This is a genomic window from Lentzea flava (assembly GCF_014648475.1).
GTDB lineage: Bacteria > Actinomycetota > Actinomycetes > Mycobacteriales > Pseudonocardiaceae > Lentzea > Lentzea flava.
Genome location: NZ_BMRE01000080.1, coordinates 17,567 through 27,729 on the forward strand (window position 1 = coordinate 17,567; position 10,163 = coordinate 27,729).

Here is a 10,163-nt window from a genome sequence, read left to right on the forward strand (position 1 = left end):
CCGGTCTACCCTCGGCGGCGTCGTCTGGTACCCGAACCGGGACTGGAACGTCAGAAGGAGTTAGTCGCATGGACGCGACCCCACGTCCGGCCAGGCTCGCCGTCGGTGTCATCTCGGCAGGCCGGGTCGGCTCGGTGCTGGGCGCCGCGCTGGCCAGGACGGGTCACGTGGTGGTCGGCACGTCCGCCGTCTCCCAGGCCTCCCGCAACCGCGCGGAAGAGCTGCTGCCCGGTGTCCCGATCGAGGACCCGACCGAAGTCGCCAAGCGAGCCGATCTCGTGCTGCTGGCCGTGCCGGACGACGAGCTCGCCGGGCTCGTGAAGGGTCTGGTCGCCACGGAGTCGTTGCGCGCGGGCCAGATCGTCGTGCACACCAGTGGCGCGCAGGGCGTGCAGGTCCTCGAACCCGCTGCCCAGGTCGGCGCGCTCACGCTCGCACTGCACCCCGTCATGACCTTCACCGGCCGTTCCGAGGACCTGCAGCGGATGAGTGCCGCGTGCGTCGGCGTCACGGCCGCGGACGGCGACGAGGTCGCCTGGAGCGTCGGTGAGGCGCTGGTCGTGGAGATGGACGCCGAACCCGTCAGGGTCCCGGAGGCGGTCCGCCCGCTCTACCACGCTGCGCTGGCCCACGGCGCGAACCACCTGATCACGCTGGTCCGCGACGCCGCGGACCTGCTCACCAACGCGGGCGTTGCCAACGCCGAACGCCTGCTCGGGCCGTTGCTGTCCGCCGCGCTCGACAACGCGCTGCGCCACGGTGACCGAGCCCTCACCGGTCCGGTCGCCCGCGGCGACACGGGTACCTTGCGCAAGCACCTGGAGGTGCTCGCCGAGCAGGCACCCGAGACCCTGCCCAGCTACCGCGTGCTCGCCCGCCGCACCGTCGAACGGGCGGAGCACTCAGGGCTGCTCAAGCCCGACGCGGCCAACGACGTTCGCACCACTCTCGAGGACTGACGTGACCAAGCCACTCACCAAGGACGACTACCGCCCGGACGACGTCACGGTGCACCGCGACCCGCAGCGGCTGAACCGGGTCGTGCGCGCGCTGCGCAACGCCGGCCGCAACGTGGCGCTGGTGCCCACGATGGGCGCACTGCACGCGGGCCACCGGCAGCTGATCCGCGAAGCGCAGGTCATGCAGAACACCGTGGTCGTGGTGTCGATCTTCGTGAACCCGTTGCAGTTCGGGCCGAACGAGGACCTCGCGAAGTACCCGCGCCAGTTCGAGTCCGATGTGGACATCTGCCGCGAGGAGCGCGTGGGCCTGGTGTTCGCGCCGTCCGTCGAGGACATGTACCCCGAGGGCGCGCAGGTCACCGTGCATCCCGGTCCGCTGGGCGACGAGCTGGAGGGCGCGTCGCGCCCCGGCCACTTCGCGGGCGTGCTGACCGTGGTGGCGAAGCTGTTCAACATCGTGCAGCCCACGTACGCGGTGTTCGGGCAGAAGGACTACCAACAGCTGCAGCTGATCCACAAGATGGCGCGGGACCTGAACTTCCCGCTCGACGTCGTCGGCGTGCCGACCGTCCGCGAGCACGACGGCCTCGCGCTGTCGTCGCGCAACGCCTACCTGACCCCGGAGCAGCGTCAGCACGCCGTCACGCTGTCGGCCGCGCTCACCGCCGGTGCCCACGTCAGCTCGCAGGGCGCTGACGCGGTGCTCAAGGCCGCGCACGACGTGCTGGCGCAGGTGCCCGAGGTCGAGCTGGACTACCTGGAGCTGCGCGGGGTCGACCTCGGTCCCGCGCCGGAGAACGGCGACGCCAGGCTGCTCGTGGCGGCCAGAGTCGGTTCCACCCGTCTGATCGACAACATCGCGGTGTTGCTCGGCGAAGGCGACGAGTAGGGGGAATGACATGTTCCGCACGATGCTGAAGTCCAAGATCCACCGGGCGACCGTGACGCAGGCCGACCTGCACTACGTCGGCTCGGTGACGGTGGACGAGGACCTGATGGAGGCCGCCGACCTGCTGGCGGGCGAACAGGTCGCCATCGTCGACGTCACCAACGGCGCGCGGCTGGAGACCTACGTCATCCCCGGCGAGCGCGGCACCGGTGTGCTGGGCATCAACGGCGCGGCGGCGCACCTCGTGCACCCCGGCGACATCGTCATCCTGATCGCCTACGGGCAGATGGATGACGCCGAGGCCCGCACTTACCAGCCGCGCGTGGTCTTCGTGGACGCCGACAACAAGGTCGTCGACCTCGGTGCCGATCCCGCGCACGCCCCCGAGGGCTCCGGTCTGGTGAACGGCTCCACGAGTGCTCCGTCGTCTGAGACCGTTGAGGCGACCGCGCTGGACGCGTTGATCCAGGCCGAGAACTAAGGAATCGCACCGTGCTGCTCGCCATCGACGTCGGCAACACCAACATCGTGCTCGGTCTGTACGACGGGGTCGGCGACACGGCCCCGCTCGTGCGCGACTGGCGCATGCGCACCGACGCCAGGATGACCGCCGACGAGCTCGCGCTGACCATGCGCGGCCTGCTCGGCGAGTACGCCGACAAGATCACCGGCATCTCGGCGCTGTCCACCGTGCCCGCGGTGCTGCGCGAGCTGCGCGTGATGCTCGGCCGCTACTACGACGCCGTGCCGAAGGTGCTGGTGGAGCCGGGCGTGAAGACCGGTGTGCCGCTGCTCGTCGACAACCCGAAGGAGGTGGGCTCTGACCGCGTGATCAACACGCTGGCCGCGCACCACCTGTACTCGACCTCGTGCATCGTGGTCGACTTCGGCACGTCGACGAACCTCGACGTGATCTCGTCGCGCGGCGAGTTCCTCGGCGGCGCGCTGGCACCCGGCATCGAGATCTCGGTCGACGCGCTGGCGGCCCGCGCCGCCCAGCTGCGCAAGGTCGAGCTGGTCAGGCCGCGCAACGTGATCGGCAAGAACACCGTGGAGTGCCTGCAGTCCGGCATCGTCTACGGGTTCGTCGGCCAGGTGGACGGGCTGGTGCGCAAGATCACCGAGGAGCTCCAGCAGACCGATCCCGGTCCCGTGACCGTGATCGCGACCGGCGGCCTCGCGCCGTTGGTCGTGTCGGAGTCCTCGGAGATCGCGCACCACGTGCCCGACCTGACCCTGCTGGGGTTGCGGCTCGTCTTCGAGCGCAACATGCCTACTCGCTGACGCGCACCATCCGGAACGCCTTCACGCGCAGGGGGACGTCGAACGGCCCGTTCGACGTCTCCGGGCGTGAGCGGAGGAACGCGAGCATCTTCTCGTTGATCGAGGCCCGCTCCTCGTCGTCGACGACGAGCATCCGCGAGTGCGTGTTGACCGTGGCGATCAGTGCCTCCGGCGATTCCCTGCGCTGCGCGTGAGGAAACGTCTTCTGCTCGACAGCACCGAACGCCGGGTGCGCCATCATGCCCGTCGGGTCCTGCCGCTGGGACTCGACGCTGGTGGCGGAGATCCGCTCGAACTCCGCCAGCCACTCGACGTCGTCGTCGTGCTCGATCCACATCGCCGCCAGCACGCCTCCCGGCCGCAGCACGCGGGCGATCTCCGGCAGCGCCTTCTCCGGGTCGAACCAGTGGAACGCGGTTCCGACGAACACGGCGTCGATGGTCTGGTCGGGGACGGGGATGTGCTCGGCGTGACCGGGCAGCGCCCGCACGTCGTGAACGCGGCGCACGAGCTCCGACAGCATCTGCTCGTTGGGCTCCACGGCCGTCACGCGGTGCCCCTCCGCGACCAGGACCCCGGTCAGCTTGCCGGTGCCCGCGGCGAGGTCCAGCACGTCCAACCGCTCAGAGGTGCCCAGCGGCTCCAGAGCCCACCGGATCGCCGCCACGGGATAGTCAGGCCGGTGTTCGGCGTAGGCCTCGGCCTGCGCGCCGAACGAGTCCGCTCGCCTCGCGTGTAGATCCATCACTCCAACCTAGTTCGTGCGCCCCGCCCCAAACCTCCCGGTCCGGTTGTTCGAACCAAAACAACCCGCCTGCACTGCCGTCTGAGAGGCGGAGAGCGTGAGGATCTTTCGCGACTGTGCCGCTCGGGAGCAGGGATTGCGCCGGTGTGGCCCGTCGATCTCGGAATCGGCGGTCACCTCGTGAAACGGGTATCCGGTTAGCTTTGCCGCGACGGGCTTCCGTACCCTTCCCTGCGTGAGTGAGCAGCCGAAGCAAAACCCCGTGACCAGCGAAGAGGACCTGCCCGAGCAGATGCGCGTGCGCCGGGAGAAGCGTGCGCGGCTGCTCGCTTCCGGCAAGGAGCCGTATCCCGTCGAAGTCGCGCGCACGCACACGTTGCGCGAGATTCGCGAGGCGCACCCCGAACTCGAACCCGACACGCAGACCGGCGAGATCGTCGGAGTGACCGGCCGGGTCATGTTCCTGCGCAACACCGGAAAGCTGTGCTTCGCGACGTTGCGTGAAGGCGACGGCACCGAACTGCAGGCGATGCTGAGCCTCGCCGGCGTGGGTGAAGAAGCGCTTTCCGAGTGGAAGAGCGACGTCGACCTCGGTGACCACGTTTTCGTGCACGGCGAGGTCATCAGCTCGCGCCGCGGCGAGCTTTCCGTGATGGCCGACTCGTGGCAGCTGACGTCGAAGTCGCTGCGCCCGTTGCCGGTCGCGCACAAGGAACTCGGCGAGGAAACCCGCATTCGGCAGCGATACGTCGACCTGATCCTGCGCCCGCAGGCGCGGGATACCGTTCGGACCCGCGCGAACGTCGTTCGTTCTCTGCGCGAGTCGTTCCACCGGCGCGGTTTCGTCGAAGTCGAGACGCCGATGTTGCAGACGCTGCAGGGTGGTGCGTCCGCGCGTCCGTTCATCACGCACTCGAACGCCCTCGACATCGACCTGTTCCTGCGCATCGCGCCGGAGCTGTACTTGAAGCGCTGCGTCGTCGGTGGCATCGAGAAGGTCTTCGAGATCAACCGCAACTTCCGCAACGAGGGCGTGGACTCGTCGCATTCGCCCGAGTTTTCGATGCTCGAGTACTACGAGGCCTACGCCACGTACGACACGAACGCGAAGCTGACTCGCGAGCTGATCCAGGAAGCCGCGGAAGCGGTCACCGGTTCGCAGATCGTCACGTTGGCCGACGGCACCGAGTACGACCTGTCGGGTGAATGGACGACGATCAGCATCTACGAGTCGTTGTCCGGAGCGGTTGGTGAGGAAATCACCCCCGAGACGCCGGCCGAGGTGCTGCGCAAGCTCTGCGACCGGCACGAACTCGAGGTCAACCCGAAGTTCGGGCACGGCAAGCTGGTCGAGGAGCTGTGGGAGCACCTGGTGTGCGACTCGCTGTACCTGCCGACCTTCGTGCGCGACTACCCGGTGGAGACGTCGCCGCTGACCAGGCAGCACCGCAGCAAGCCCGGTGTCGCCGAAAAGTGGGATCTGTACGTCCGCGGATTCGAACTCGGAACCGGTTACTCCGAACTGGTGGACCCGGTCATCGAGCGGGAACGTCTCGAAGCGCAGGCGCGCCTTGCCGCGGCCGGTGACAACGAGGCCATGCCGGTCGATGAAGACTTTCTGCGATCACTGGAGTACGGAATGCCACCGAGTGGTGGCGTCGGAATGGGTATCGATCGGCTCCTGATGGCCCTCACGGGTCTGGGTATCCGGGAGACCATCTTGTTCCCGCTCGTTCGCCCTGAATGAGTAACTTTCCGGATGTCGATAGGTGCAATGTGGCACTCGTGCGCTAACCTGCCTCGCAAGAGGCATTAGTTGGCGTGCGGGTGACCGCGCATTCGGGGTCCAGGAGGATACGCATGGCGCAGAAGGTCACGGTGACCCTCGTCGACGACCTGGACGGCTCCACTGCGGAGGAGACCGTCGAGTTCGGGCTGGACGGTGTCAGCTACACGATCGACCTTTCCTCCGACAATGCGGGGAAACTGCGGGACGCTCTTGCCGACTTCGTCGGAAGCGCGCGGCGTGCAGGCGGTCGCAAGCGTGTGGGACCGGGTCGTCCCGCTGGCGTGAAGGCACGCCCGGCATCGGCGGATCGTGAGCAGAACCAGGCCATTCGCGAGTGGGCCCGCAAGCAGGGCATGAAGGTGTCGGACCGGGGCCGCATCCCGGCCGAGGTGCTCGACGCCTACCACCAGCAGGGCTGAAATTCGGCAAAACACGAAGGGGTTCCGGGAATCTTCCCGGAACCCCTTCGTGTTATTTAGGTGATCGTTCAACTACGCGCTGGATCGACTCCGAATCCCTTCGCGAGGTCGTCCAGCATCGCGTGCGCGCCCTGAAGGCTGACCGAAGAGACCCAAACGACATCCGAGACGTCCTGCTTCTGGCCTTTTAGTTGACCCCACAACGGGTTGGCCGAATATTGTTGCTTGATCTTCTCGGTTTCGCCCTTCGGGTCGGCCCAGGCGGAGACGAAGATCCGCTCGGCGTCGAGCGACGAGATCTGCTCCTGGCTGAGGTCGACCGCGATCTTCTCCGAGGTCGGTTGCCCCTGCGGGCGAGCCAGGCCGGCGTCGGTGAACAGGACGCCACCGGGGAACGACTTCTCCGTGTAGAGCCGCACGGTCTGTTCGCCGCCGACGAACCGTGCCAGCGAGATCGACGGGTTGTGGCCGACCTTGGCGCGAATGGCGTCGCCGATCTTCTTCGCGCGCGCCTCGTAGTCAGCGATCTTCTTGTTGGCCAGCTCCTCCTTGCCCAGCGCCCTGCCGAGCAGGCGGATGTTGTCCTTCCAGGTCGGCCCGGTCGTGACGCTGAACACCGTCGGGCCGATCTTGGACAGCTTGTCGTAGATCGCCTCGTGCCTGACCTTCGCGGACACGATCAGGTCCGGCGCGATGGTGGCGAGCTCCTCGAGGTTCGGGCTGCTGAGCTCGCCAACCGCCTTGGCGTTCTGCGCGTACTTGGCCGCGTCCTGCGCCAGGTAGTCCGGCAGGCCGTCGGTGCGGTAGCGGGTGTACGCGACGACCTCGGTCTCCAGTGCGAGCGCGGCGTCGACGTAGCTGCTGTCGAGCGCGGCGATCTTCTTCGGCCGGTCCTTGATCTCCGTCTTGCCCATCGCGTGCTCGATCGTCACCGGCGTCCAGGCCTGGTCGGAGGGCGCGCTCGGACTCGACGTGGTCGCCTGACCACATGCGGTGAGCGCGAGTAGCGCCACACTGATCAGACCTGCTCTTCGCATCGAAGACTCCAGAGATTCGGTTAGGCTTACCTGTCTTTCGCGGAGCATATGTCGGGGCATTTGGAGGGGTGGGCGTTGGGCCGTAAGTCGTTGGTCGGCCTGCTCTTCCTGCTGATCGTGCTGGTCGCCGTGTGCCTGGCGAGCATCGCGATCGGCTCGAAGGAGATCCCGCTGTCGGGGGTGTGGCACGGGCTCTTCACGCCGACCGGGGCCGAGGACGACGTGGTGATCCGCGAGCTGCGGATCCCGCGGACGTTGCTCGGCATCGCGGTGGGCGTCGCCCTGGGTGTCGGCGGAGCCCTCATGCAGGGCCACACGCGCAACCCGCTGGCCGACCCCGGCATCCTCGGCGTGACGCACGGCGCCGCGCTCGCCGTCGTTCTCTCGATCTTCCTGCTCGGCGTCTCGTCGCTGGTCGGTTACATCTGGTTCGCGTTCGCCGGCGCGATGATCGCGAGCGTGGTGGTCTTCCTGCTCGGATCGGCGGGGCGGGGTGGGCCGTCGCCGGTGACGCTGGCGTTGGCCGGTGCCGCGGTCTCGGCCCTGATGCACGGCCTGGTGTCGGCGATCGTGCTGCTCGACCAGCAGTCGCTCGACGCGTTCCGGTTCTGGCAGGTCGGCGCGATCGCGGGCCGCGATCTCACGGTGCTGACCCAGGTGCTGCCGTTCCTGCTCGCGGGTCTCGTCGTGGCGGCGTTCAACGCGCCGGGTCTCAACGCGTTGTCGCTGGGCGAGGACGTGGCCAAGTCGCTGGGCGTGCGCGTGGGGACGACACGCTCGTTGGGCATCTTCGCCATCACGCTGCTGGTGGGCGGGGCCGTCGCGGCGTGCGGACCCATCGGGTTCATCGGTCTCGTGGTACCGCACGTGGCGCGCGCGTTCACGGGCCCGGACTACCGCTGGCTGCTGCCGTTCTCCGCGGTGGTGGGCGCGATCCTGCTGCTGCTCGCCGACATCCTGGGCCGGGTCGTGGCTCGTCCGTCCGAGGTGGAGGTCGGCGTGATGCTGGCGCTGCTGGGCGCGCCGTTCTTCATCTTCCTGGTGCGCCGCAAGAAGCTGGTGAGGATTTGACCGCGCTGAGGGTGGGAGCCACCTCGTTCAAGCTGCGCCGCAGGCCGCTCGTGGTCGTGGCGGTGGCCCTGGTGCTGCTGGCCGTCGTGCTGGTCGTCGGCATCATGATCGGCGACTTCCCGCTGACGGCGTCCCAGGTGATCGACGCGCTGCTGGGCGGAGGAACCCGGCGCGACCAGTTCGTCGTGACGGAACTGCGGCTGCCGCGTGCCCTGACGGGCCTTCTGGTCGGTGGCGCACTCGGGTTGTCCGGCGCGATCTTCCAGGCGATCGTGCGCAACCCGTTGGCGTCGCCGGACATCCTGGGCGTGACCTGGGGCGCCGGCGCGGGCGCGGTCTCGGTGATCACTTTCGCGGGTTCGCTGGGCGTGGTGACCGGCGGCGCGGCGTCGATCGGCCTCCCGCTGGCGGGCCTGGCCGGCGGCCTGATCGCCGGTCTGCTGGTCTACGCGCTGGCGTGGCGGCAGGGCATCGAGGGCTTCCGCATGGTGCTGGTCGGCATCGGCATCACCGCGGTGGCCGGCAACTTCACCCACTACCTGCTGACGGTCGGCGACGTGCAGGACGCCGGCCGCGCGATGGTGTGGATCACCGGCTCGCTCAACGGACGCGGGTGGGAGCACGTCGTGCCGGTCGCGTTGGCTCTGGTGGTGCTGATTCCCGTCGCTCTGATCGGCGGCCACGTGCTCGGCGCCCTGCAGTTCGGCGACGAGACCTCGCGCGGGCTCGGAGTTCGGGTGAACCTGGCGCGGTCGTTCCTGATCGTCGTGGCGATCGTGCTGGCCTCCGTGGCCACCGCCGCTGCCGGCCCGATCGCCTTCGTAGCGCTGGCCACGCCGCAGATCGCGCTGCGTCTGGCCGGGACCGCGCAGCCGCCGTTGTTCGGGTCCGTGGTGGTGGGCGGCGTGCTCGTCATGCTGTCGGATCTGGTGGCGCGGACGATCTACCGCATCGAGCTGCCCGTCGGTGTCGTCACCGCGGTGCTCGGGGCGCCCTATCTGATGTACCTGCTGGTTCGGAGTCGCCGGGAGGCGCGGGTATGAGTGTGCGTCTTGAGGCCTCGTCGCTGTGCGTGGGGTACGGGGAGCGGCTGGTCGTCGACACCCTGGACCTGTCCGTGGTCGGGGGGACGGTCACCGCGGTGATCGGGCCCAACGGGTGTGGGAAGTCGACGCTGTTGCGGGCTCTGGGGCGGTTGTTGCCTGCACGGTCCGGCGCTGTGCTGCTGGACGGCAAGCAGATCGATCGGATGCCCACGCGTGAGGTCGCGCGGGTGCTCGGGCTGTTGCCGCAGTCGCCCACTGCTCCCGAGGGACTGACGGTCGCCGATCTGGTGGCGCGGGGGCGGCATCCGCATCAGTCCTGGTATCGGCAGTGGTCTTCGGATGACGAGGCAGCGGTTGATGCCGCGTTGGCCATGACCGGGATTTCCGACTTGGCTGAGCGGACCGTGGACGAGTTGTCCGGTGGGCAGCGGCAGCGCGCGTGGATCTCGATGGCGTTGGCGCAGGGGACGGATCTGCTGCTGCTGGACGAGCCGACCACGTACCTGGATCTCGCGCATCAGATCGATGTGCTGGATTTGGTGCAGGAGCTGCACTCCAGCATGGGGCGGACGATCGTCATGGTGTTGCACGATCTGAACCTTGCTGCTCGGTATGCGGACAACATCGTTGCCATGCGGGATGGGCGGATCGTGGCTCAGGGGGCGCCGGCTTCGGTGTTGACCGAGTCGTTGTTGCTGGACGTGTTCGGGCTGGATGCTCGGGTTGTCGAGGATCCTGTTGCCGGGACGCCGTTGGTGGTTCCGGTGGGGTCGCGGCACCGGCTGCCGTAGGGGGCTGTTCCGGCGGGTGCGTTGGGGGTGGGTTGGTTCCTGTTTCAAGCATTCGGGGCTCCGCCCCCGGACCCAATGCCGCGTAGCTTAAGTTGATCTTGTTGTGTCCGGTTGGAGGAAGTAGAACCGG

At 68.2% G+C, this 10,163-nt stretch carries 11 protein-coding genes; 9 read left to right on the forward strand and 2 right to left on the reverse strand.

The features are described from left to right. The first annotated feature begins 68 nt into the window (after nucleotides 1–68). From IEZ09_RS42655 to IEZ09_RS42670, 4 genes are read left to right on the forward strand one after another with little or no spacing between them, the layout of a single operon-like run. The gene (locus IEZ09_RS42655) at nucleotides 69–959 is read left to right on the forward strand and encodes a Rossmann-like and DUF2520 domain-containing protein (protein ID WP_189259565.1); all 891 of its coding nucleotides are present in this window, start codon (nucleotides 69–71) and stop codon (nucleotides 957–959) included. A gap of 1 nt (nucleotide 960) precedes the next feature. After that, nucleotides 961–1,851 (forward strand): pantoate--beta-alanine ligase, encoded by an 891-nt coding sequence (panC, locus tag IEZ09_RS42660; protein WP_189259566.1) that lies wholly within the window; start codon nucleotides 961–963, stop codon nucleotides 1,849–1,851. A gap of 10 nt (nucleotides 1,852–1,861) precedes the next feature. Continuing rightward, nucleotides 1,862–2,332: an aspartate 1-decarboxylase gene (gene panD / locus IEZ09_RS42665; RefSeq protein WP_167978192.1), complete on the forward strand. Its 471-nt coding sequence runs from the start codon at nucleotides 1,862–1,864 to the stop codon at nucleotides 2,330–2,332. Between the two features lie 11 nt (nucleotides 2,333–2,343). After that, complete coding sequence (locus IEZ09_RS42670) at nucleotides 2,344–3,135, forward strand: type III pantothenate kinase (protein ID WP_189259567.1); 792 nt, start codon at nucleotides 2,344–2,346, stop codon at nucleotides 3,133–3,135. Here the strand turns inward: IEZ09_RS42670 and IEZ09_RS42675 are convergent. Next, the gene (locus IEZ09_RS42675) at nucleotides 3,125–3,880 is read right to left on the reverse strand and encodes a class I SAM-dependent methyltransferase (RefSeq protein ID WP_189259568.1); all 756 of its coding nucleotides are present in this window, start codon (nucleotides 3,878–3,880) and stop codon (nucleotides 3,125–3,127) included. The genes IEZ09_RS42670 and IEZ09_RS42675 overlap by 11 nt on opposite strands. Nucleotides 3,881–4,172: 292 nt before the next feature. Between IEZ09_RS42675 and lysS the strand changes: the two genes are divergently transcribed. Both lysS and IEZ09_RS42685 read left to right on the forward strand, forming a co-directional pair. Next, nucleotides 4,173–5,627, forward strand: coding sequence for a lysine--tRNA ligase (gene lysS, locus IEZ09_RS42680; RefSeq protein ID WP_189259574.1), 1,455 nt, complete (start codon nucleotides 4,173–4,175; stop codon nucleotides 5,625–5,627). Nucleotides 5,628–5,740: 113 nt separating this feature from the next. Continuing rightward, a complete protein-coding gene (locus tag IEZ09_RS42685; protein ID WP_090057666.1) occupies nucleotides 5,741–6,088 on the forward strand; it encodes a histone-like nucleoid-structuring protein Lsr2 in 348 nt (115 codons plus the stop codon). Nucleotides 6,089–6,156: 68 nt separating this feature from the next. Here the strand turns inward: IEZ09_RS42685 and IEZ09_RS42690 are convergent, their stop codons facing one another. Then, nucleotides 6,157–7,125, reverse strand: coding sequence for an ABC transporter substrate-binding protein (locus IEZ09_RS42690; RefSeq protein ID WP_189259569.1), 969 nt, complete (start codon nucleotides 7,123–7,125; stop codon nucleotides 6,157–6,159). Nucleotides 7,126–7,173: 48 nt separating this feature from the next. On the opposite strand from IEZ09_RS42690, the gene IEZ09_RS42695 reads away from it, so the two are divergent. From IEZ09_RS42695 to IEZ09_RS42705, 3 genes are read left to right on the forward strand one after another with little or no spacing between them, the layout of a single operon-like run. Then, on the forward strand, nucleotides 7,174–8,196 hold the full coding sequence (locus IEZ09_RS42695) for a FecCD family ABC transporter permease (RefSeq protein WP_189259570.1): 1,023 nt from the start codon (nucleotides 7,174–7,176) through the stop codon (nucleotides 8,194–8,196). Next, entirely contained in the window at nucleotides 8,193–9,239 is a 1,047-nt protein-coding gene (locus IEZ09_RS42700; RefSeq protein WP_229813443.1) for a FecCD family ABC transporter permease, read from the forward strand. Before IEZ09_RS42695 ends, IEZ09_RS42700 begins: the two co-directional genes overlap by 4 nt. After that, complete coding sequence (locus IEZ09_RS42705; protein WP_189259571.1) at nucleotides 9,236–10,033, forward strand: ABC transporter ATP-binding protein; 798 nt, start codon at nucleotides 9,236–9,238, stop codon at nucleotides 10,031–10,033. Before IEZ09_RS42700 ends, IEZ09_RS42705 begins: the two co-directional genes overlap by 4 nt. Nucleotides 10,034–10,163: the final 130 nt, after the last annotated feature.

Bases quoted from the DNA above. Each gene is read 5' to 3' on its own strand.
- IEZ09_RS42655 (WP_189259565.1), top strand. From the start codon at position 69: ATGGACGCGACCCCACGTCCGGCCAGGCTCGCCGTCGGTGTCATCTCG.
- panD (WP_167978192.1), top strand. From the start codon at position 1,862: ATGTTCCGCACGATGCTGAAGTCCAAGATCCACCGGGCGACCGTGACG.
- IEZ09_RS42675 (WP_189259568.1), bottom strand. From the start codon at position 3,880: ATGGATCTACACGCGAGGCGAGCGGACTCGTTCGGCGCGCAGGCCGAG.
- lysS (WP_189259574.1), top strand. From the start codon at position 4,173: ATGCGCGTGCGCCGGGAGAAGCGTGCGCGGCTGCTCGCTTCCGGCAAG.
- IEZ09_RS42685 (WP_090057666.1), top strand. From the start codon at position 5,741: ATGGCGCAGAAGGTCACGGTGACCCTCGTCGACGACCTGGACGGCTCC.
- IEZ09_RS42690 (WP_189259569.1), bottom strand. From the start codon at position 7,125: ATGCGAAGAGCAGGTCTGATCAGTGTGGCGCTACTCGCGCTCACCGCA.
- IEZ09_RS42695 (WP_189259570.1), top strand. From the start codon at position 7,174: ATGTCGGGGCATTTGGAGGGGTGGGCGTTGGGCCGTAAGTCGTTGGTC.
- IEZ09_RS42705 (WP_189259571.1), top strand. From the start codon at position 9,236: ATGAGTGTGCGTCTTGAGGCCTCGTCGCTGTGCGTGGGGTACGGGGAG.